Origin of the sequence: Alkalicoccobacillus porphyridii (genome assembly GCF_007293315.1) — a bacterium.
Lineage (GTDB): Bacteria > Bacillota > Bacilli > Bacillales > Bacillaceae_D > Alkalicoccobacillus > Alkalicoccobacillus porphyridii.
In genome coordinates this window covers 1-254 of the sequence record NZ_VLXZ01000313.1, presented here as the reverse complement: position 1 = coordinate 254, position 254 = coordinate 1, and the positions used below count along the sequence as shown (strand labels likewise).

Below are 254 nucleotides of genomic sequence, written 5' to 3'. Positions count from 1 at the left end.
GCCGGAGAGCTGTTCAGCGACATCATGAACTTCACTCTCAAAACGCAGTTCGAAAACTACGGCCTGGCTGGCGGCCCGGTGCACGACGCCACCTGCATCGGTTATCTGATTAACCCTGATGGCATTAAAACCCAGGAGATGTACGTCGAAGTGGACGTCAACAGTGGCCCTTGCTATGGGCGTATCGTCTGCGACGAGCTGGGCGTTCTTGGCAAGCCCGCTAATACCAAAGTCGGCATCACTATTGATACCGA

Annotated in this window: 1 protein-coding gene; it reads left to right on the top strand. The window is 54.7% G+C overall.

Going from position 1 to position 254, the window contains the following annotated elements:
• Positions 1-254, top strand: a 254-nt coding sequence (locus FN960_RS24435) for a nucleoside hydrolase (protein WP_185971161.1), incomplete at both ends; no start/stop codon positions are given.